The organism is Campylobacter sp. US50a (assembly GCF_004379015.1).
Lineage (GTDB): Bacteria > Campylobacterota > Campylobacteria > Campylobacterales > Campylobacteraceae > Campylobacter_D > Campylobacter_D jejuni.
Genome location: NZ_RYYJ01000004.1, coordinates 87,040 through 107,228, shown reverse-complemented (window position 1 = coordinate 107,228; position 20,189 = coordinate 87,040). Strand labels below are relative to the sequence as shown.

General features: G+C 30.4%; 18 protein-coding genes and 1 pseudogene. 5 read left to right on the top strand and 14 right to left on the bottom strand.

What is annotated here, in order from left to right; genetic code table 11:
* The first annotated feature begins 16 nt into the window (after positions 1-16).
* Genes ELQ11_RS04010 through ELQ11_RS03995 form a run of 4 tightly spaced genes read left to right on the top strand, consistent with a single transcriptional unit; the run spans position 17 to position 4,485 of the window.
* Positions 17-778, top strand: a complete 762-nt coding sequence (locus tag ELQ11_RS04010) for a class I SAM-dependent methyltransferase (protein WP_072223823.1) — start codon at positions 17-19, stop codon at positions 776-778.
* A gap of 14 nt (positions 779-792) precedes the next feature.
* The gene (locus ELQ11_RS04005; protein WP_070282748.1) at positions 793-3,132 is read left to right on the top strand and encodes a PEP-utilizing enzyme; all 2,340 of its coding nucleotides are present in this window, start codon (positions 793-795) and stop codon (positions 3,130-3,132) included.
* On the top strand, positions 3,123-3,725 hold the full coding sequence (locus tag ELQ11_RS04000; protein WP_052804305.1) for a gamma-glutamyl-CDP-amidate hydrolase: 603 nt from the start codon (positions 3,123-3,125) through the stop codon (positions 3,723-3,725). The genes ELQ11_RS04005 and ELQ11_RS04000 overlap by 10 nt, the downstream gene beginning before the upstream one ends.
* A gap of 1 nt (position 3,726) precedes the next feature.
* Complete coding sequence (locus tag ELQ11_RS03995; RefSeq protein ID WP_134225156.1) at positions 3,727-4,485, top strand: CTP:phosphoglutamine cytidylyltransferase; 759 nt, start codon at positions 3,727-3,729, stop codon at positions 4,483-4,485.
* Here the strand turns inward: ELQ11_RS03995 and ELQ11_RS03990 are convergent.
* Genes ELQ11_RS03990 through ELQ11_RS03975 form a run of 4 tightly spaced genes read right to left on the bottom strand, consistent with a single transcriptional unit; the run spans position 4,478 to position 7,209 of the window.
* A complete protein-coding gene (locus ELQ11_RS03990; protein WP_079463284.1) occupies positions 4,478-6,331 on the bottom strand; it encodes a primosomal protein N' in 1,854 nt (617 codons plus the stop codon). The genes ELQ11_RS03995 and ELQ11_RS03990 overlap by 8 nt on opposite strands.
* Positions 6,313-6,750, bottom strand: coding sequence for a prepilin-type N-terminal cleavage/methylation domain-containing protein (locus tag ELQ11_RS03985; RefSeq protein WP_002852324.1), 438 nt, complete (start codon positions 6,748-6,750; stop codon positions 6,313-6,315). Before ELQ11_RS03985 ends, ELQ11_RS03990 begins: the two co-directional genes overlap by 19 nt.
* Positions 6,747-6,989, bottom strand: coding sequence for a hypothetical protein (locus ELQ11_RS03980; RefSeq protein ID WP_002854947.1), 243 nt, complete (start codon positions 6,987-6,989; stop codon positions 6,747-6,749). The genes ELQ11_RS03985 and ELQ11_RS03980 overlap by 4 nt, the downstream gene beginning before the upstream one ends.
* A complete protein-coding gene (locus ELQ11_RS03975) occupies positions 6,979-7,209 on the bottom strand; it encodes a hypothetical protein (RefSeq protein ID WP_002852327.1) in 231 nt (76 codons plus the stop codon). The genes ELQ11_RS03980 and ELQ11_RS03975 overlap by 11 nt, the downstream gene beginning before the upstream one ends.
* 153 nt (positions 7,210-7,362) lie before the next feature.
* On the opposite strand from ELQ11_RS03975, the gene uvrB reads away from it, so the two are divergent.
* Positions 7,363-9,336: an excinuclease ABC subunit UvrB gene (gene uvrB, locus ELQ11_RS03970; RefSeq protein WP_126253875.1), complete on the top strand. Its 1,974-nt coding sequence runs from the start codon at positions 7,363-7,365 to the stop codon at positions 9,334-9,336.
* Here uvrB and ELQ11_RS03965 read toward each other — a convergent pair.
* The 10 genes and pseudogenes from ELQ11_RS03965 to ELQ11_RS03920 all read right to left on the bottom strand — a co-directional run bounded on the left by ELQ11_RS03965 (position 9,331) and on the right by ELQ11_RS03920 (position 20,169).
* Entirely contained in the window at positions 9,331-11,262 is a 1,932-nt protein-coding gene (locus ELQ11_RS03965; protein ID WP_070282744.1) for a sensor histidine kinase KdpD, read from the bottom strand. The genes uvrB and ELQ11_RS03965 overlap by 6 nt on opposite strands.
* A 2-nt stretch (positions 11,263-11,264) precedes the next feature.
* Positions 11,265-11,873, bottom strand: coding sequence for a potassium-transporting ATPase subunit KdpC (gene kdpC / locus ELQ11_RS03960; protein WP_002871323.1), 609 nt, complete (start codon positions 11,871-11,873; stop codon positions 11,265-11,267).
* 1 nt (position 11,874) lies between these two features.
* On the bottom strand, positions 11,875-13,920 hold the full coding sequence (gene kdpB / locus ELQ11_RS03955; RefSeq protein WP_053872371.1) for a potassium-transporting ATPase subunit KdpB: 2,046 nt from the start codon (positions 13,918-13,920) through the stop codon (positions 11,875-11,877).
* A 9-nt stretch (positions 13,921-13,929) separates the two neighbouring features.
* Positions 13,930-15,621 carry a potassium-transporting ATPase subunit KdpA gene (gene kdpA, locus ELQ11_RS03950; protein WP_070210739.1) on the bottom strand — a complete coding sequence of 564 codons (1,692 nt, stop codon included), beginning with the start codon at positions 15,619-15,621 and terminating at the stop codon, positions 13,930-13,932.
* A gap of 9 nt (positions 15,622-15,630) precedes the next feature.
* Positions 15,631-15,818, bottom strand: a pseudogene (gene kdpF, locus ELQ11_RS03945) (K(+)-transporting ATPase subunit F).
* A gap of 141 nt (positions 15,819-15,959) precedes the next feature.
* Positions 15,960-17,384 (bottom strand): anaerobic C4-dicarboxylate transporter, encoded by a 1,425-nt coding sequence (locus ELQ11_RS03940; protein WP_002871326.1) that lies wholly within the window; start codon positions 17,382-17,384, stop codon positions 15,960-15,962.
* 164 nt (positions 17,385-17,548) lie between these two features.
* Positions 17,549-18,799, bottom strand: coding sequence for an RNA polymerase factor sigma-54 (locus tag ELQ11_RS03935; RefSeq protein ID WP_126211043.1), 1,251 nt, complete (start codon positions 18,797-18,799; stop codon positions 17,549-17,551).
* Complete coding sequence (gene lptB / locus ELQ11_RS03930; protein ID WP_002855252.1) at positions 18,799-19,527, bottom strand: LPS export ABC transporter ATP-binding protein; 729 nt, start codon at positions 19,525-19,527, stop codon at positions 18,799-18,801. The genes ELQ11_RS03935 and lptB overlap by 1 nt, the downstream gene beginning before the upstream one ends.
* The gene (gene tsaE, locus ELQ11_RS03925) at positions 19,520-19,927 is read right to left on the bottom strand and encodes a tRNA (adenosine(37)-N6)-threonylcarbamoyltransferase complex ATPase subunit type 1 TsaE (protein WP_002854905.1); all 408 of its coding nucleotides are present in this window, start codon (positions 19,925-19,927) and stop codon (positions 19,520-19,522) included. The genes lptB and tsaE overlap by 8 nt, the downstream gene beginning before the upstream one ends.
* A complete protein-coding gene (locus ELQ11_RS03920; protein WP_002864726.1) occupies positions 19,924-20,169 on the bottom strand; it encodes an RNA-binding S4 domain-containing protein in 246 nt (81 codons plus the stop codon). Before ELQ11_RS03920 ends, tsaE begins: the two co-directional genes overlap by 4 nt.
* Positions 20,170-20,189: the final 20 nt, after the last annotated feature.

Genomic DNA, 20,189 nt, shown 5'->3' with positions numbered 1-20,189 from the left:
AAAAAAAGGAAACAAAATGCAAAAACTAGTAGAACAAGTGTGGGATTATACCAAGCATGCTAAATTTTATAGCTATAGACCAAATTATGCTCCAAAAACTATAGATATGCTAATTAGTCTTATTGGAAAAAGAGATATCAAGGTGGCTGATATCGGTGCAGGAACTGGAAATTTAAGCATTATGCTTTTAGAAAGAGGATGTAGGGTAGTATCTGTAGAACCAAATGATGCGATGCGTGAGATTGGGATAGAAAGAACCAAAGGTGAGAAGATTGATTGGGTTAGGGCAACAGGCTTAAACTCAACACTTCAAAATAGTGAATTTGATTGGGTGACTTTTGGTAGCAGTTTTAATGTAATGGATAGAAATGAAGCCTTAGAAGAGGCGCATCGCTTATTAAAATCAGAGGGATATTTTTCTTGTATGTGGAATCACAGGGATTTAAACGATCCTGTGCAAAAAATAGCTGAAGATACTATTGTAGAATTTGTACCAAATTATACAAGGGGAACAAGAAGAGAAGATCAAAGACCAATTATAGAGAGTCGAAAGGATCTTTTTGATAATATTGTTTATATTGAAGAGGATTTTTATTTTCATCAAAGCATTGAAAATTATATTAATGCATGGAAGAGTGTTAAAAATCCTTACTGGGATTTGGAGACTGATGAAGGAAATGAACTTTTTAATAAAATTAGTGATAAAATTTCACAAAGACTTCCTAAGGAATTTAGCATAAAATATACCACTCGTTGTTGGAGTGCTAAAAAAATATAAAACTAAGGAAAAATATGGCGGAGTTAAAATTTAAAACCAAAGCACAAAATTTAAAAAATTTACAAACAAAATTAAAAAAAGCAAAAGTTCTACCTTTGGTTTTAACTTCGCTTGAAGAATTAATATCAAATGAAGATAAAGTTTTACAGGGCATTCAAACTTTAAAGGCTAATAGACTCATTATAAGAAGTTCTTCTTTAAGTGAAGATAGTATGAAAAACTCCAATGCAGGCGCTTTTCTTTCTTTGGCAAATATTAAAGCTGATTCTAAAGATGAATTATTAAAAGCTTTATATGAAGTTGCCAATTCTATGCCATCAAAAAGCGATGAAATTTTAGTTCAACCTATGCTTGAAAACATTACTCTTTGCGGTGTTGGTTTTAGTGTTGATAAGGATAATTTTTCCCCTTATTTTTGTCTTCAATATGATGAAAATGGTTCAAATAGCTCTATTACAGATGGAAGTAGTAAGAGTGCAAAAACTTACTATCATTACAGAGATTATTTAGAATTTAAAGATATTAGACTTCAAAAAATTATAGAACTTATAAAAGAATTAGAAGTTTTATATGACTGTTGTTTTTTAGATGTTGAATTTGCATTTGCTATTCAAGATGATGAGGAAGAACTTTTTTGCTTGCAAGTGCGTCCTTTGGTTATGCATGAAAAAAATAATTTATTTCACTCTTTACCAAAAGAAGCTTTATATAGATTTTATAAACGTTTTGAGTCTTTAAAAGAATCAAGATCTAGGGTTTTGGGAGATAAAGCCATTTTTGGGGTAATGCCTGATTGGAATCCAGCTGAAATCATAGGGTTAAGACCTAAGCGTTTAGCTTTTAGTTTATATAAAGAAATCATTACAGATAATATCTGGGCATATCAAAGAGATAATTATGGTTATAGAGATTTAAGATCCCATCCTTTAATCCATTCTTTTTTAGGCATTCCTTATGTGGATGTAAGATTATCTTTTAATTCTTTTATACCAAAAAAATTAGATGAAAATATCGCGCAAAAACTTGTCAATTTTTACTTAGATAAGCTTAATAAAAATCATGAATTGCACGATAAGATTGAATTTAATATAGTTTATTCTTGTTATGACTTTAATAGTTCTAAAAAATTAGAGGAACTTTTAAATCATGGTTTTAATGAAAATGAAATCAAAAGATTAGAATTTTCATTATTGGAACTTACAAATAAGATTATTAATCCTAGATCAGGGCTTTATTTAAAAGACATACAAAAAGCTTATAAGCTAAAAGAAAGATATGATGGCATTATTAATTCTAATTTTTCTTTAATTGATAAAATTTATTGGCTTATTGAAGAATGCAAGCGTTATGGAACATTGCCTTTTGCTGGGGTGGCTAGGGCTGCATTTGCAGCAATGCAACTTTTAAATTCTTTAGTTGAGATTGATTTTATAACTAAAGAGGAAAAAGATGATTTTTTAAATTCACTCAATACAGTGAGTAAAAATTTAAGCAAACAAACAAACCATCTTAATTTTCACAACAAAGATCAATTTTTGAAAGATTTTGGACACTTAAGAGCAGGAACTTATAATATTTTATCTCCAAGATATGATGAAGATTTTGAACTTTATTTTGATGTGGATCAAAAAGATAGTAAAGTTTATTTACAAGATAAAGCTTTTGTTTTTTCAGAAGAAAAGACAAAAGCTTTAAATGCTTTACTTAGAGAACATGGATTAGAGATTAATGCTTGTGAATTTTTTGATTTTTTAAAGCAGGCTATTGAGGGTAGAGAGCTTGTTAAATTTGAATTCACTAGATTGCTTTCTAAGGCTATAGTTTATATAGAAGAATTAGGCAAATATTATGGTATTGAAAAAGAAGATTTGGCTCATCTTGATATAAAAAGCATTTTAAATCTTTATTCTAGTCTTTATTCTATAAATCCAAAAGAGCAGTTTGTAAAAGAAATTAATCGCAATAAAAAAGAATATGAACTTACACAAGCTATAAAACTTCCTTCTTTACTTTGCAATGCCGATGAAATTTTTTCTTTTTATAATCATAGTATTATTCCAAATTTTATTACACAAAAGAGCATTACTGCATTTACGGCGAAGGAAAATGATAAAGATTTAGAAGGAAAGATTGTTTTAATTTATGCAGCAGATCCTGGATATGATTATTTATTTACAAAAAATATAGCAGGACTTATTACATGTTATGGGGGTGCTAATTCACATATGGCCATTCGTGCCTCAGAACTTGGAATGCCTGCTGTTATAGGAGTTGGAGAAGAAAATTTTGAAAAATATTTAAAAGCTAAAAAAATAAATATAGAATGTGAAAGTGAGCAAATATTTTGTTTATAGGTATTACTCAAAGGCTTATTTGCAACGAAAGTTATCATGAAGAAAGAGAATGTTTGGCTTTGGATTGGGGGAAATTATTTAATAAAGATTTATTTAAAAATTTTACTCCTCTTCCTCTTAGCTATGAAATAGATTTTTCTCATTATAAACATCTAATAAAAGCTGTGATATTAAGCGGTGGTAATGATTTAAGTTTTTATAGTCCTAATGTTTTATCTAAAAAGAGAGATTTATACGAAAAGCAAGTTATAGAAATTTGTTTAAAAGAAAAAATACCACTTTTAGGAATTTGCAGAGGAGCTCAGATGATAGCTCATTATTTTAACAGTCATATAAGTCCTTGTGAAAATCATATAGGCAAACATGAAGTATTTTTCTCAAAAGAAAAATTTATAAGTAATTCTTTTCATAATTTTGCTATTGAAAAATTAGGTGAAGATCTTGTAGAACTTTGCTTAGCAAAAGATAATACTATAGAAGCTTTTAAACATAAGTATGAAAATATTTTTGGTATAATGTGGCATATTGAAAGAGAAAATGGGCTTAATAATATTCAAATTTTAAAAGAGTGGTTTAGTTTAATCAAGGAATAATATGAATGCAATTATCTTAGCAGCAGGTTTTGGATCAAGGCTGATGCCTTTAACAAAAGATCAACCAAAGTGTATGGTTGAGTATAAGAATAAAAAAATAATAGATTATGAAATCGAAGCTTTAAAATCAGCAGGTATAAATGAAATAGCTGTTGTGGGTGGATATTTAAACGATGTGCTAAAAAATTATCTTAATAAATATGATATTGAGCATTTTTTTATTAATTCAAAATATGATAAAACCAATATGGTTCATACTTTTTTTTGCGCTAAAGATTTTATGTTAAAATGCATCGAAGAAAAACAAGATTTGATTATTTCTTATGCGGATATTGTTTATTTTCAAGATTGCGTGCAAAAGCTTATAAATGCCAAAGAAGAACTTGCTATAATAGTTGATAAGTCTTGGCGTAAGCTTTGGAGCAAACGCTTTATAAATCCTTTAGAAGATGCTGAAACATTAAAGATGACAAATGGTTATATTATAGAACTTGGAAAAAAAGCTAATGCCTATGATGAGATAGAAGCTCAATATATAGGACTTTTTAAATTTTCTTATCAATTTCTTTCTGAAGTTATTACTTTTTATGAAATGCTTGACCGAGATATTTTATATGATAATAAAAATTTCGAAAATATGTATATGACAAGTTTTTTGCAGGCTTTAATTGAAAAATACAACAACGCAAAAGCAGTGGAAATTGATGGCAATTGGTGTGAAATTGATTTTATGAGTGATTTAAAAATTGATTTCATATAAAATCAATAGGGTCAATATCCGCGCTTACATTTTTAAATTGCAAAATATAATTTTCAATTGCCACTAAAGCTTTATAATTTTCACTTCTAAGTAATAAATAAAAACGATATTTTCCATGCAGCATTTCAACTCCACAAATTCCATAGCCTATCAATTCTACTTGTTTGATATTTCTAAATTGAGAAACAAATTTTTCACAAAGTTTTTGTGCATTTTTTTGATCTTTATCTTCTATAAGAACTCTTAAAAGGCGTTTAAATGGAGGATAAAGATCTTTTCTATTTTCTAACTCATCTTTTAAAAAAGCATCATAATCCTCTATATACCTTTCAAAAAAAGCTCTATTTTTTGTTTGCAAAAGCACTCTTGCTTCACCTTTACGCCCTGCCCTACCAGCAACTTGCATAGCTAAAGCTAAAGTTTCTTCACTCGCTCTAAAACTAGGACGCAACAAATACTCATCAAGCCCTAAAATCACACTCAAATCCACACTATGATAATCATGTCCTTTGGCAAGCATAGAGGTGCCAATAAGTATATCGATCTTATTTTCATTAAAGTCTTTTAAAATAGTATTAAGCTTTTTAACGCTTGTGATTTCATCGCTATCAAATTTTGCTATTTTTGCTAAAGGCAAAGCATTTTGCAAAAGCTCTAAAAGTTCAGCAGTCCCCATTTTTCTAGCTTCTAACATTTCTCCTTTGCAACTTGGACAATTTTGCTCTATTAAAGAAGTATAATTACAATAATGACATTTTAAAACATTTTTCTTTTTATGCATACTCATAGCAATAGAACAAAAAGGACATTTTATCGTTTCCCCACAATCCTTGCAAATGATTTGCCTAAAATTTGCCCTTGTAGGTAAAAACACTATAGCTTGTTTTTGATGTTTTAAACTTTTTTCTAATTCACTTAAAAGCATAGGCGTTATACCAAGCTCATTTTCATCATATAAAAAATGCTTTTTACTCTCAAAAAAAGTTCCTTTTAGTCTAAAACTTTTTTGTTTGTAAAAACTCGTTAAAGATGGGGTTGCAGAACCTAAAACCACTTTAATATTATTTTTTTGACCCAAAAAAAGTGCTAAATCTCTTGCATTGATAAAAGGCTGATTAGAAGCCTTGTAAGAATTATCATGTTCTTCATCTACTACAATAAGTCCTAAATTTCTAAAAGGCAAAAACAAAGCCGATCTTGCACCCGCTACTAAAAGCACTTCTCCCTTGCAAAAACGCTCTAAATATTCTTGCTTTTTTTTCTTTGAAATTTTAGAATGCCACAGGAAAAAATTATCCTTAAAATACACTTCCAAACGCTTTTTCATTTGTGGAGTAAGTGCGATTTCTGGCATCAAAAGCAAAGCTTGCTTACCCTGTTCTAAACACTCTTTTATCAAAGAAATATAAATTTCAGTCTTGCCACTACCCGTATCAGCAAAAAGCAAGGAATTATTTTCTTTTTGAAGAAAACTTAAGGCATTTTGTTGTTGATTGCTTAGCTTAGGGGTATCTTTAAAAAACATTTTTTGACATTCATACTTAGGACTAGTTTCAAAAAATCCCAAAACAAAACCAAGTTTTGAAGCATAATAATAAACAATAAAATTTGCCAATTCAAACTGCAAAGGAGTTAGAAAATACCCTGCAATTTCTTTAATTTCTACGGTTTTAAAATCAGGTTTTTGACATTCTTTAAGCACGATGGCTTTAAGGTTTTTTTTAGTTTTTAAATCCACTAATACTTGTGTTAAAGGTTTGATTTCATCAAAACTATGAAAAGTTAAATTATCCAAATACAAACCACAAATTGCAAGTTCATAATATCTTATATCAGATCTTTGCATCTAGAACTTCCTATACACTTTAACAAACCTTCTTTAGAATCATAAATAAATTCAACCATCTCTTTGGCGTTTAATGCAAATCTATAGTGATTTTTACCTATTTTTATCCAAGATTTAAAATCAGAATAAATAGGTGTATCAAGCAAAGAATAATCACAATCATTTAAACAATAAAAGAGTTTTTCTTTGGCTTGATTGTTTTGCGCATTATCTAAAATTTCTGGAAAATTTAAATTTTTAAGTCTCATTTGACTACGCATTAAAGCAAGAGCTGAGCTTAGCATTTCATAGTCCATTTTTAATTTTAAAATTTTAACCTCATCTTTTGTAGTATTGATAAAAGATAAAGATAAGCTTGATAAAATTCCCAAAATCAAAATCACAAAAACAAGCTCAAGCAGAGTAAAAGCTTTATTCATTTTGTCGGGAGTTCTTCATTGATTGCTTTTATTAGTTTCTTAAGTTCTCTTTCTAAAATATAATTTTCATAACTTTTTTTAACAAACGCATCTACAAAGCGTTTAAGTTCTATTTTTTTAGTACCGCCAGAAATCAAAGCGATATCATCTTCTAAAAAATTTGCAAATTCTTCACTGCACTTAACAATGAAATCTTTTGCATTAACATTAACAATGACTTGTTTTAGATTATCTGCCAAGAACAGCCTCTATTTTCTTATAAATATCTTCGCTTTCTATATTGCGAGATTTAAGTTCTTCTTCTAAACGCATGATTTGATTACTTTTTGCTTCATTTTGTGCTTTAACGCTTACAAGCTCATTTCTTAAAGCCTCATTGGCTTCGCAAACTTCGTTATACTTTTCAATTAATTCATTTACTTTATCTGTCATAGTATTGATTATTTTTTCATCAAACATATTTTTGCCTTCTTAAGAAATTTGTAATTTATGGAAAATATTATTTGATATTGTAGCAGAAAAAAATTTAAATTTAGGTTTTTATTGTCAATTAATTTTTAATTAAAGCATTTTCTTTTAAAATTTTTTCAAAAATAAAAATAAAGTAGAAAAATGTTAGAACTTACCAGCGAATTTAAACCCAGTCCCGATCAACAAGAAGCCATAAAAGGCATAGTAAAAAGTATAAAAAAAGGCAACAAATATCAAACCTTACTAGGCGTTACAGGAAGTGGAAAAACCTTTACCATGGCAAATGTCATTAAAGAACTTAATATACCTACTCTTATCATGAGTCACAACAAAAGCCTTTGCACTCAACTTTATAGCGAATTTAAAGGCTTTTTTTCTAAAAATCATGTGGAATATTTTATATCTTATTATGATTATTATCAACCTGAAGCCTATATCCCACGCACTGATGTTTTCATAGAAAAAGACAGCTCTACTAACGAAGACTTAGAACGTTTAAGACTGAGTGCTACTGCTTCTCTTTTAAGTTATGAAGATGTAGTTTGCATAGCTAGTGTTTCGGCAAATTATGGACTTGGTAATCCAAATGAATACATAGGCATGGTTTTAATCTTTGAACTAGGTATGCAAATTTCACAAAAAGAACTTTTAAAAAAACTTGTAGATATGGGTTATAAAAGAAATGATAATTTTTTTGATCGTGCAGATTTTAGAGTTCAAGGAGATATTATAGACATTTATCCAGCTTATTATGAAGATGAAGTAGTAAGGCTTGAATTTTTTGGCGATGAGCTTGATACTATGTATCATTACAATGTTTTAGAAAATAAAAAAGGCAAAGATTTAAAACGCTTCATACTCTATCCTACAAGCCAGTTTAGCGTGGGCGAAACAAGATTAAAACAAGCAATAAAAGACATAAAAACAGAACTTAACGAACGCCTTGCTTATTTTGAACATGAAAATAAACTCGTAGAATATCAACGCCTTAAACAAAGGGTTGAATTTGATCTTGAAATGCTTACAAGCACAGGAATGTGTAAAGGTGTTGAAAATTATGCAAGGCATTTAACAGGACTTAAAGAAGGTGATACTCCTTATACGCTTTTTGATTATTTTGCGATTAAAGATAGAAAATTTCTTGTTATAGTCGATGAAAGCCATGTATCTTTACCACAATTTAGGGGTATGTTTGCAGGAGATAGAAGCAGAAAACAAACCTTGGTTGATTATGGTTTTCGTTTGCCTTCAGCCTTGGATAACCGTCCTTTAATGTTTGATGAATTTATCCATAAAAATTGTCAATTTCTTTTTGTTTCAGCCACACCCGCACCTTTAGAACTTGAACTTAGTAAAGAAAATATCTTTCATCAAATCATGCGTCCTACAGGACTGCTTGATCCTTTAATAGAATTAAAAGATAGTGATAATCAGGTTGAAATTTTATTTGATGAGGCTAAAAAAGTCATACAAAGAAACGAACGGGTTTTAGTAACCGTGCTGACTAAAAAACTCGCTGAAGAACTTACAAGGTATTATTTAGAACTTGGTATAAAAGTCAAATACATGCACTCAGATATCGATGCTATAGAACGCAATGAAATCATAAGAGGTTTAAGAAGCGGTGCTTTTGATATGCTAATTGGCATTAACTTACTTAGAGAAGGACTAGACCTACCTGAAGTTTCACTCATTGCCATTATGGATGCAGATAAGGAAGGCTTTTTAAGAAGTACAACAAGTTTAATCCAAACCATGGGAAGAGCAGCTAGAAATGTTAATGGTAAGGTTTTGCTTTTTTGCAAAAAGATTACAAAATCCATGCAAGAAGCTATGGATACCACCAATGAACGTCGCAAACTTCAAATGGCTTATAATAAAAAATATAATATCATGCCAGCTTCAGTCAAACGCCATATTGAAGAAAGCTTGAAAAATGAAGAGGATTTAGGCGAAATTTATCGCAAAGGTAAAAAACTAGAAAAAATGCCTGCTAGCGAAAGAGCAAAACTTGTCAAGGAATTAAGAAAGCAAATGCTTGAAGCAGCAAAAGCACTTGAGTTTGAAAAAGCTGCTGCAATTAGAGATGAGATTAATAAATTAAGGGATTTATAATAAAAATATATCCCTTGTTCTAACTCCCGCCTCATTAAGTAAAGCACTTAAAATTTCATACTGAAAGTCTTGTAAGGGACGTTTTTCTTTTAAAACTATACCTATGACCCCTTTAGTTTTTTCCCCATCTTCTATAGGTAAATACATAGCATTGGCATTAGGCAGGGTATTTGTGCAAACACCTGCTCTTTCTTTATTTGTTGCAACCCATTGAGCAATAGCAATCTCATCGGCACTAAAACAATTTTTTAACATTTGCTTATCATCGTTAAAAAACAACAAAGGTTTCGATAAAATATTGTTTTTATTTATAGGATAAATAATAATAGGTAAATTTAATAATTTTAAAGCTTGATTTCCAAGTTGTTCCCAAAGCTCTTGTTTGCTTTTTACTCTTGCTAACTTTTCACTATTTTCAAGCAAAATAGCTGTTCTATAAGCTCTTTTAGTGAGTTCTTTAGATTGCAATTTTAATCTTCTAGTAAAAACAGCTGTTAAAAATCCAACTATAAACATAGTTGTAAAAGTAATAATATTTCCACTATCATGAACTTTAAGACTAAAAATAGGTTCTAAAAAGAAAAAATTATAAATCAAGACACTTACCAAAGAAGAATAAAAGGCGAAAATTTTATTATCAGAAATAAAAGAAGAAGCAAAAACTGCTAAAATAAAAATCATAACTATATTACTTGGCTGAGTATTAAATTTATGAAATACAAAAGCTATAAAAGTTGCTAAAAGCAAAACTCCTGTGATTTTTAAAAAACCTAAAAAATCAAAACCTTTTTTACTTCGTATTTTAGGAGTAGAAATTTGATTTTCATTAACAAGATATAAATCAATATTGGGTGCTTTTTTAGCAACAGCTTCAAAAATCTCTTCTTTAAACTTTTTTTTATCTTTATTTTTACCTAAAACAATTTTAGAAACATTGCTAAGGCTTGAATACTCTGCAATTTGTCTTGCTATATCATCATCATATACGCTAATGATTTCAGCATCAAAACTTTTAGCTAGTTCTATATTTTCTTCTAAGGCTTTTTCTTCTTTAATATTGGGATTTTTTATATAAAGCGCACTCAATTTAGCATGAAAAGCTAAAGCAAGTCTTGCAGCTGCACGAATAACCTTTGCATTTGAAGCATTAATACAAACTAAAATATGCTCTCCAGTATGATAAGCTAAATCATCATTAATAAGCCTTTGTTCACTTGCTCTTAAATTCACTCTTGAAGCAAGTCTTCTTAAGGCAATCTCACGCAAAGCTATAAGTCTTTCTTGGCGAAAGAAATTTTCAAGTGCTAGTTTAGCTTGTTTTTCCTTATAAATTTTGCCATCTTGCATTCTTTTTAAAAGCTTATTGGGTTCAATATCAACAAGTTCAACCTGATCAGCCTCATCAAAAATACGATCAGGAATACGCTCTTTAACTTCTATCTTACTGATATTAGCGACTAAATCATTTAAACTTTCTAAATGTTGTATATTTAAAGTAGTATAAACATCAATACCTGCTTTTAGAAGTTCTTCTATATCTTGAAAACGCTTTTCATTACGCAAACCTTTAGCATTAGTGTGTGCAAGCTCATCTACTAAAACCAAAGCAGGTTTTCTCTTAAGGGTAGCGTCTAAATCAAATTCTTTTAATACTATATTTTTATAAGGAATTTCAAGATTAGCTATACTTTCAAAACCTTGTGTTAAAGCCATTGTTTCAGGTCTATCGTGAGGCTCTATATAGCCTAAAATAACATCAACTCCATTATCCCTTAAAGTTCTAGCTTCACTTAACATAGCATAAGTTTTTCCAGAACCTGCAGCATAACCTAAGAAGATTTTTAATTTTGCAAGTTTGTTTTTTTCTTCTTCCTTGGCTTTAACCTCAAGTTTTTTAAGAATTTGTTCAGGACTTTGTCTTTGCATGTTTATTCTTTTTTCATGGCTTTAGCAATAGCTATATTAACGGCTAAAACATTAACTTTTTCTTCCCCAAAAATCCCTAAAAATTTAGACTCGGTATTTTCTTGAATGATTTTTTCTAATTCTTCTTTGGTGATTTTTGAAGATTGACTTATCCTAGGAATTTGCACTAGGGCTGCTTGAAGACTAATATGAGGATCAAGACCTGATCCTGAAGCGCTTAATAAATCCAAAGGAATTTGTTCTTTTGTAATTTGCGGATTTTCATCTAAAAATTTTTGCAAATCTTTTTGCACACGCTCTTTTAAAGCAGGATTTGACATAGCATAATTAAATCCACCTGAACTTACACTGCTTTCATTTGCATCACTTGTATTGTAATTTAATACAGATGCTCTTGAATGTAGAAAATAAGGCTTATTAAAATCTTGACCCAAAAGCTTTGAACCTACCGCTTTACTTATATCCAAAGTTGGACGACCTTCTTTATCCACTAAACTTCCACTTGATTGATAAGGAAAAATAAATTTTGCAACTGTATTTAAAGCAAAAGGATAAATAAGAGTACACAATATTAGCATTACCACAAAAAAACTAAGCAAAGTTCTAAGCATATCACACTCCTAAAATTCTAAGTATCCAAGCTGTAGGAATATCAATTATTTTTATCCCTATAAAAGGTGCGATCATACCGCCTAAACCATAAATACTCAAATTTCTTAAAAGCAAATGCTCGCTTTTCATAGGCTTAAATTTAACTCCACGCATAGCAATAGGTATGAGCAAAGGTATAATAATAGCATTAAAAATAAGTGCTGATAAAATAGCACTTTGCGGGGTAGCCAAATGCATAATATTTAAAATTTGCATTTGAGGTAAAACCACACTAAACATAGCAGGTAAAATAGCAAAATACTTAGCAATATCATTTGCCATGCTAAAAGTTGTAAGACTACCCCTAGTAATAAGCAAACCTTTTCCTATTTCAACTACTTCTAAAATTTTAGTAGGATTAGAATCAAGATCTATCATATTGGCTGCTTCTTTGGCTGCTTGAGTTCCTGAGTTCATAGCTATACCTACATCAGCTTGTGCAAGAGCTGGAGCATCATTGGTTCCATCTCCTGTCATGGCTACTATCTTACCTTGGGCTTGTTCTTTTTTAATGGCTTCTATTTTATCTTCAGGCTTGCATTCTGCTATAAATCCATCAAGCCCTGCTTCTTTAGCTATAGTAGCTGCTGTTAAAGGATTATCTCCAGTACACATTAAAGTTTTTATGCCCATTTTTCTAAGCTCATCAAAACGCTCTTTAAGTCCTGGTTTTACTGTATCCTTTAGATAAATCACTCCTAAAATTTTTTCATTTTTACACACTACCAAAGGAGTGCCACCAAGATTTGAAATTTCCATTACCTTAGTTTCTAAATCGCTAGGAATTTTTCCATTCATTTCGCTTATATAAGCTCTTATAGCATCAAAAGCACCTTTGCGAATTTTTGTATTATCTTGCAAATCCACACCGCTCATTCTATTTTGAGCGCTAAATTCGATAAATTCTTTAATATCATTACCTTCTAATTCATAACCCATTTTTTGAGCCAATGCAACTATACTTTTACCTTCTGGAGTTTCATCTTTTAAAGAGGATAAAACACAAGCTTTAATCATTTCGTCTTTGCTTATACCTTGAACTTCATAAAATTCATTTGCCAAACGGTTTCCAAAAGTAATCGTTCCCGTTTTATCTAAAATCATAGTATCAACATCACCACAACTTTCAACAGCCTTGCCTGAAAGTGCGATCACATTAAAACGCGTTACCCTGTCCATACCTGCTATTCCTATAGCTGATAAAAGCCCCCCTATAGTTGTAGGAATAAGACATACAAGCAATGCTACTAACCACGAAATAGGCAAACTCACGCCTAAAAATTGCATAAAAGGATATAAACTTACAACCACTACTAGAAAACTCAAACTAAGCACAATTAAAAGAGTATTAAGAGCAATTTCATTTGGAGTTTTTTGACGCGCAGCACCTTCTACAAGATTGATCATTTTATCTAAAAAACTTTCCCCAGATCCAACTAAAATTTTAATCTTTAAAAAATCAGTTAAAACCGTAGTCCCACCTGTAACAGAAGAAAAATCACCGCCCGCTTCACGCATAACAGGAGCACTTTCACCTGTAATAGCTGATTCATCAACACTTGCAGCACCTTCTATAATTTCTCCATCATTAGGTATAAGTTCACCTGCTTTAACTAAAACTATATCACCTATTTTTAACTCGCTAGAATTAAGCATTTCTTCACTGCCATCACTTTTTATGCGTCTAGCTTTAGAATCCTTTTTACTTTGTCTTAAGGTAGCTGCTTGGGCTTTACCCCTTCCTTCTGCAATACTTTCTGCAAAATTTGCAAAAAGCAAGGTTACAAATAAAATAAAAGTGATTAAGATGTTATAAATTCTTTCATCAGAATTTCCATTAAACAAAGTAGGAAAAATACTTAAAATCAAAGTAAGAATCAATCCAACTTCCACCATAAACATAACAGGATTTTTTATCATAAAGCGTGGATCAAATTTTAAAAATGCTCCTTTTATGGCATTATTTAAAATTTCTTTTGTAATGAGTTTATTTTGTTTTTTAGACATTGACTCTCCTTAATGCCATAAAGATAAATATTCTGCAATGCTTGATAAAGTAAGCACCGGAAAAAAAGTAAGTGCAGCAAAAATATATATAATACAAACAAGCACAAACATAAAAGTTAAATTATCCGTTTTTAAAGAATTTGCAGTATTTTCTTGTGTATTTTTAGCCAAAAGCGATCCAGCTATAGCAAGCTGAGCTATTAAAACCAAATAACGCCCACAAAACATAGCAAAAGCTGTACTTAAATTCCAAAATAAATTATCATCTTTTAAACCTTCAAGTCCTGAACCATTATTTGCTGCCGAAGAACTAAATTCATACAAAATTTGAGCCAAGCCATGAAAGCTAGGATTGCTTATACTATCTTTTGCAAAAACAACAGCTAATGCACTTAAAACAAGGATTAATAAAGGATGGATAAGAATTACCAAAGCTATAAGCTTCATTTGTGCGCTTTCTATTTTTTTACCCAAGAATTCTGGAGTTCTGCCTATCATTAATGCACAAATAAACACGGTTAAAAGCACATAAATAATCATATTCATAAGCCCTACTCCTTCGCCACCAAAAGCTACATTTAACATCATATTTAACAAAGTAGCACTGATGCTTAAAGGATTTAAACTATCGTGCATATTATTGACGCTTCCTGTAGTAAAAGCAGTAGTTACAGCACTAAATAAACTCGAACCATCTGTGCCAAATCTTATTTCTTTACCTTCTAAATTTCCCAAATTTGCATTTAAACCCAAAGAATCCAAATTTGGATTTGACATTTTTTCGCTAAAATAAATTAAAAGCAAAGAAATGATAAAAATAATCCCCATTGCACCAAAAATAACTCCCCCTTCTTTTCCCATAAGAGCAAAACCTTGTCTTTCTTTTCTATGATAAACCATCAATCCAAAAGCTACAACACAGGCGCTAGGAATAAGCATCATGGATAAAATTTGTAAAAAATTTGTAAGTGAAGTAGGATTTTCAAAAGGCATACTTGAATTAGCACCAAAAAAACCACCCCCATTTGTCCCTAAATGTTTTATAGACTCAAGAGCTGCAACAGGACCTGTGGCAATACTTTGAAATTTATTTTCTAAAGTAAGCACGCTAAAATTTGCGTGATAGTTTTGCACCACGCCTTCAGAGATAAAAATTACAGCCAAAATAAAACTTAAAGGCAACATCAAACGCGTAATAATACGCGTAAAATCTTCATAAAAATTTCCCATTTGCATACCACATAAAGCACGACAAAAAGCCATACAAGCAGAATATCCACTTGCACTTGAAACAAACATAGCAAGTAAAATGCCTGTATTTTGGGAAAGCAAACTTAAAGCACTCTCTCCACTATAATGCTGAAGGTTTGTATTTGTAATAAAACTAATTACAGTATTTAAATTCAAATCCCCTTTCATAGAATTTATCGAATTGGGATTTAAAAAAAGTTTATCTTGTAAATAAAAAATCACGAAAGAAAAAATAGCTACTAAAGCATTAAAAGCAATTAAATGCAAAGAATATTTTTGCCAAGTCATATTTTTTCTATCAATCGCACAAATTTTATAAATTAAGTTATCAATTGGATTAAAAATAAAATCAAAAATAGTTTTTTTACAGCTTGCAATTTTATAAAGATAATTTCCAAAAATTAAAGCCAATATAAAAGCTATAATCAGTGTTATTAAAATTTCTAGCATATTTTTCCTTTAAAATTTTTCAGGATATAATAGAGCATAAAATAAATAAAGAGCAAGTATTAAGCTTAAAACTAGTAAAAATATCATCCGCGTGTCCTAGTTTGAATTTCACAAAAACGGATAAAAAACCATAAACTACCAAAAGCTAAAAGCAGAAGCAAAGCAAAGATAACATCCATAGGATAGCCCTTTCTCATTGATTCAAAATAGGATTTATTCTATCCTTGTTAAGCTTATATTTTGATTAATACTAATTTTATGATTTATTTATAATTTTTATCTATATTAAATAAAAAGACAAATGAAAAATTTAGCAGGAAAAATCCTGCTAAAAATTGTTAAAGATAACCCGCTGCCATAGCAATAAAATATCCTGCTATACAAGAAGTGATTACACCTATAAGACCTGGTAAAATAAAACTATGATTGATAACAAATTTACCGATGTGAGTAGTACCTGATCTGTCAAATTGTATAGTAGCTAAATCGCTTGGATAAGTTGGTAAAATATAATATCCATAACAAGCAGCCGCGAAGGCAACAATTACACCAGGTTCAACACCAATTCCTAAAGCCAAAGGAACAAAAGCCGAAATAGCTGCTGCTTGAGAGTTTACAAATTTTGAAATTAAAAGAAGCATTACAGCATAAGTCCAAGGATGCTCTTTTACTATATCTCCAAGTGCTGCTTTCATCATAGGAGTGTGAACTGCAAACATAGTATCAGCCATCCAAGAAATTCCAAAAACCGCAACAAGTGCTATCATACCTGATTTAAAAATTTCATTAGAGCCGATTTTCTTTGCATCTGTTTTAGTAAAGATGATAATCAAAGAACCTGCTAAAAGCATAAACATCTGAATAACTGAAACCATGGATAAAACATCCATTTTAGGATTGCCTAAAGCATCTACTTGAGGAATGCCATTTTTTACAACTTGTCCCCAGTTTGGACGCAAGAAATCAAATACACCCAATAAAGCTACTAAAGCAATAGCTCCTAAGAAAATCCACATTGCAACCCAATTGCTTTTTGGAAGTTTAACACCTAAAAGTGTTTTAGAATCCCCATAAACATATTTTTTAAATTCAGGATCTTTAAGTTTTTCTTGAAATACTTCATCTTTATCCAAATCTTTTCCTCTAAACCAAGAAAAAATTCCTATACACAATACACCAAATAATGTACTAGGTATAGTAATTTGAAGAAGATTGATATAACCATCAAAACCTGCTAATTTATGATTAGCATTTAAAAGCAAAGCAGTCAAACTCACAACAGCCACAGATACAGGAGATGCAATAATACCCATTTGTGATGATATAGAAGCTGCTGCCATTGGACGCTCAGGGCGAATACCATTTTTAATCGCTATATCATAAATAATAGGCATAATAGTATAAACCACATGTCCTGTTCCACAAAGTATAGTCAAAAAGCAGGTTACAAAAGGTGCTAGTATTGTTAAAAACTTAGGATTGCGTCTTAAAATTCTTTCTGCTATTTGAAGCATAACATCTAAACCGCCACTCGCTTGCAAAGTTGCACTCGCAACCACCACCGCTAAAATTGTAAGCATAACATCTATGGCTGGTTTTCCAGGCTTTATATGAAAAGCAAATACAAGCATTAAAATACCTATACCACCAAGCAAACCAAGCGCTATACCGCCTTTTTTTGCACCGTAAAAAAGACAAATTAAAACGATAATGATTTGGACTGCAAATTGCCCTCCCTCACTAAGGCTTGTTAAAAAGTCCATTTTAACTCCTTTGAAAATTGATATTTAAAAACAGTTATTATTGTATCACATTTTTAAATTAAAGAATAATATTTATAAAAATAAAAATAACAATTTTTTAAATTATTTAAATTAAATTTAAATATAAAACACAAGCGTAATGGATTTGATAGATTGATAGAATTTTATCCTTCAAGTTCATATATTTTTTTTCTATCTGTAGAGCTTGCTATATTAAGATGTTTGCGATATTTTGTAATAGTTCTTCGTCCGATATCGACCTTAAATTCTTCTTTGATTAATTCTAAAATTTTACTATCACTTAAAGGTTTATTGCGATCTTCATTCTTTACTAAATTTGCCACAAATTCTTTAACACCTACATTTGAAGTCTCTCCCTCTTCATCAAGAGCAAAAGCAAAAAAATCACGCAAGGGAATAAGTCCTCTTTCACAACTTAAATATTTATTTGCCACAGCTCTTGATATAGTCGAAGCATTACGTTCTAAATCAAGTGCTAAATCCTTAAAAGTCATAGGTTTTATCTCTTTTCCCATGAAAAAATCATATTGATATTCTACTATCATAAGCCCTATTTTATAAAGAGTAGCTTTTCTCATCGCTAGAGCATCGACTAAATTTTTTGCTTCTTTGATGTAATGACTTAAAAAATCATGCTCTAAACCATCAGTTTGGATTGAAATTTCAGGATAATAATCATCATTGATTTTTACTTTAATTTCACCATTTTCTTTATAAACAAAAATATCAGGAACAATTATACGAGAATCTTCAAAATATTCCAAAAAAGGAGGAGTGCTAAAACGCTTAAGTACAGCTAATGCTTCTTTATATAAAGGCTCTTTGGTATAGTTTTGCATATTTTCAAAATCCATAATCAACATTCTACAAAACTCATCAATATCTTCATCTAACTCCATATTTTCAAGAGCAAATAAAAATGCTTCTTTATAATCTTTAGCTCCCACTCCTACAGGATCTAAAAATTTAAATCTTGCTCTTACTCGCTCAATTTCTTCCAAAGAATACTCTTTTAAAAATTCTTCATCGTATTCAAAATATCCTTCCTCATTTAAGCATTCTATAATTTTTTTTGCAAGTTCTTGAGATTTGTTTGTAGGAAACAAAGGAGGAAGAATCTGTTCATTTAAAAGCTCATAAACACTTTTTTTGGCAAGTCCTTTACTATCCACAAAAGCCGAATTTACATTATGTTTATAAAATGAATCAAAATAATTCTTACCCTTATCATGAGTTTGTATCGAATCTTGAACATTTAAGAAAGGATTATCCTCAGCAAATTTATCTAAATTTTCTTTTAAATCCTCTATGTTTGCTTGTAAAATCGGCAACCAAGAGCGTAAAGTTTGAGAAATTTTAGTCTTGGGTGCTTGGGTGATTTTTTGCTTTAACATCAATCAAGGAGTTTAAACTCCGCTCCTAAATAATACTTTTTCACGTCTTTATTGGTTGCAATTTCATCAGCATTCCCACTAGCAAGCAAAGAACCTGATCTTATAACATAAGCTCTATCACAAATAGCCAAAGTCTCACGCACATTATGATCGGTAATTAAAACCCCAATCCCTAATCTTTTAAGCTCTTTAATTAAAGTTTGAATTTCAGCCACTGCTATAGGATCAACACCTGCAAAAGGCTCATCAAGAAGCAAAAACTTAGGTTCGCACATCAAGCTTCTAGCGATCTCACAACGCCTTCTTTCACCTCCACTTAAACTTAAACCTTTCCTTAAACGAATAGGTTCTATACTTAAAAGTTCAAGCATTTGCTCAACTTTATCATGTAAAATTTTTTTATCTTTATAAAAAATCTGAGCCGCTAAAAGCAAATTATCTTCTACACTTAAATCCTTAAAAATACTACTTTCTTGAGGTAGATAACCTATCCCTGATCTAGCTCTTTTATTTAAAGGATCTTTTGTTACATCCAAACCATCTAAAAGAACTTTTCCACTACTTGGAGAAATAAGTCCACATATCATATAAAAAGTTGTTGTTTTTCCTGCACCATTTGGCCCTAAAAGTCCTACAACTTCTCCGCTATTAACCTCTAAAGAAATTCCATGTATAATCTTAGTTTTTTTAATAATTTTTTCCAAATTTACAATTTCTAATTTACTCATAAATTTCATACTTTCTTTTGTCATCTTTAATGCTAATTTTAATCTGAATAGTAGAAATTCCAAATTTCATTAAAGTTTTTTTCAAATTTTCACCGCCCCATTCAACCAAATGTAAACCTTTTTCAAAAAAATTTTCAAATAAACCATTCGCTAAAAGTCCTTCTAAACCTTCTTGATAAATATCATAATGATAAATGCAAATATCATGATTTTCATATTTTTGCATAGTGGAAAAAGTTGGAGAATCTACCCTTGCATCAAGACCAAGAAATTTAACCCAAGCTTGCACCAAGCTTGTTTTTCCGCTAGCCAAATCTCCTTGAAGCAAAACAACACCTTCTTTAGGCATTATTTGAAGCATCGTTTTGATCTCATCTTTTGCTAAAATAAATTCTTTCATAATTTTACCACATATTCATTTTGTGCGTTTTTAGGAATACTTTTCGTACTAGGTAGAGCTAGCACTTTATATTTTTGAGTGTATTCAGTAAAATGTAAAGTGATAATATCACCCACCTTAACCTCTTTACTCGCTTTAACAATAACACCATTAATCCCTACTACACCACTTTTACACATATCTTCAGAAATAGCTCTTCTTTTCGTGATATTAACTACATTTAAAAATTTATCTACTCTCATAAAAGCAATTTTAGCAAAAA